Annotated in this window: 2 protein-coding genes and 1 pseudogene; 2 read left to right on the top strand and 1 reads right to left on the bottom strand. The window is 48.4% G+C overall.

Annotated features, from left to right (window positions below):
* Position 1: 1 nt before the first annotated feature.
* Positions 2-388 (top strand): annotated as a pseudogene (locus DQ405_RS28875) (TniQ family protein); the annotation flags it as partial.
* A gap of 90 nt (positions 389-478) precedes the next feature.
* Positions 479-1,399, top strand: coding sequence for a TnsD family Tn7-like transposition protein (locus tag DQ405_RS26755; RefSeq protein ID WP_174824734.1), 921 nt, complete (start codon positions 479-481; stop codon positions 1,397-1,399).
* Between the two features lie 17 nt (positions 1,400-1,416).
* Here the strand turns inward: DQ405_RS26755 and DQ405_RS27365 are convergent.
* Positions 1,417-1,818: hypothetical protein (locus DQ405_RS27365; RefSeq protein ID WP_206678949.1), on the bottom strand; the 402-nt coding region annotated here is incomplete at its 5' end.

Below are 1,818 nucleotides of genomic sequence, written 5' to 3'. Positions count from 1 at the left end.
GGTGGCGAACTGCAGTTACCGGCTAACAAGCCAGGAGCTTTTTGGGACATATTCTAGGACTTGTGGCTCTATTCTGCCGTGTTGCTTAGGCGCTCTGTCGCAACGGCTGGCGGCAGCCTATTCGGTAGGAGAGCTGATTAGATGCTTCACGCTTTTGCCTCTCTATCAGCCATTTCTGGATGATGCGACGTACAGTGCGGCCTGTATCGCCATGGCTGGCAATCACGGTAATGGCCTTAAGATGAGCTTGGGCTTAACAGCCTCGCGGTTCCTTAAGCATGCGTCTTTCAGGTATTGCGGAAGTTGCGTCCACGAGGACACTCAAAATTACGGCGTGGCGTACTGGCATCGTATCCACCAGGCGATAGGCACTTGCATTTGCCCTCATCATGGAGAGGTGCTTCGAGCAATGGCGTTTCCGGGTCGAACAGACTGGCGTTGCATGCTTCTACCGGCTGAGGCAGATGGGACGCCGGTAATGGAATCTCCTAGCGGAACAGCGGCCAGTACCATAGCTGAAATGCAGCTTTGGGGGTTCGGGCACCCTTCGGATGTAAAGACACTTCTGGCAGGGAACTTTCTTAAGCACCGCCTGGATGAGATGGGGTTTCTCAAGTCCGGCCGGATTAGAGAGCAGAGGCTGAGAGCTTTCCTTTCCCCGCGACTTCTCGAGAGCCCTCGCGTTAATGAGTTTCAAGAGATCGCCTACTCCAGTGATTGGGCGTTGCGTATCTTGCGCCCGCGCAGAACGGTCGTGCAGCCTTTAAAATTTTACTTTTTTTGTTGGCTCCTTGATGTAAATCTGGAGCAACTCAAATGCTTTCATCCAAAAAAGGATATTCGCAGCGGGGATTTATCCTTCGAAAAGGATACGAGCAACGCTGCTGATGAGATCGACATAGAGGCGCGCCGATCAGCGTTTTCCAGCAGCTCCTACCTTAAATGCCACGACAAGCCTGGCTACCATTGGCTGCACCGTCACGATAGAGAGTGGTTAACGCAGTATGTGGCTTCGCATCCTTTTATCAGATTACGTGAGTGCTTGATTGATTGGAAAGCTAGAGACTTGGCTGTTGCCCGAGAGCTATTGGCTGCGAATGACCTGATACTGTCCGTGGAGGGCAAGCCGCAAAAGATAACACGCGCCGCGCTGGACAGGCGGGTAGCTTGTGGTCATGAATTTTTGAGAACGCCAGATAATTTTCCGATAAGCATCAGACGGATGAACGACTTACTCGAGTCTAACCATGACTACCAAGTTCGTAAAATAAAGTGGGCGGCCAGACATTATCTGTTAAGTGAACGGTGTGCTGTGAGCGTCATATATCGCTTTGCTGGGATCAGAGTGTCCCATGTGACCGAAGCTGAAGTTTTCAAACTTCTTTCCTGCATGAAGTAATGCCTGAGGAGTGGCGCCTAAAGATTTGAACGAAGTGACTGTACATCTTTCCGTAATGAATCTCGGGCTTCTCCATTAAATAGCAGATCCAGATATCTTTCAGCAGTCCCGCAGCCTAAAAAGGCGCTGATTGCGAAGTTATTATCAGATAAGTTACTGAAGTTGGTATTTCTAACTTGTAGGCCAAGCTCGCGTTTTATGATCTTGAATATGTCCAAATATTCTTGCTTACGCTCGATTTCATTTTTGTACTTTATGAATGTAGTACCGTCTACAATAAATTCGGCTAGATCTCGTTTAATCATAACGCCGCGATAGTTCAGCATATCTGCAATAAATTTTGCGTACATATGTCGTGATGAGTTCAGTTGTCGTATTGAACTTTTATATTTGTTCCTGCACAATCCTAATCGGTTTAT

The sequence above is a fragment of the Pseudomonas sp. SST3 genome, assembly GCF_003325755.1.
The sequence above is the reverse complement of the archived record's forward strand: the minus strand, read 5'-3'. Positions and strand labels throughout refer to the sequence as shown.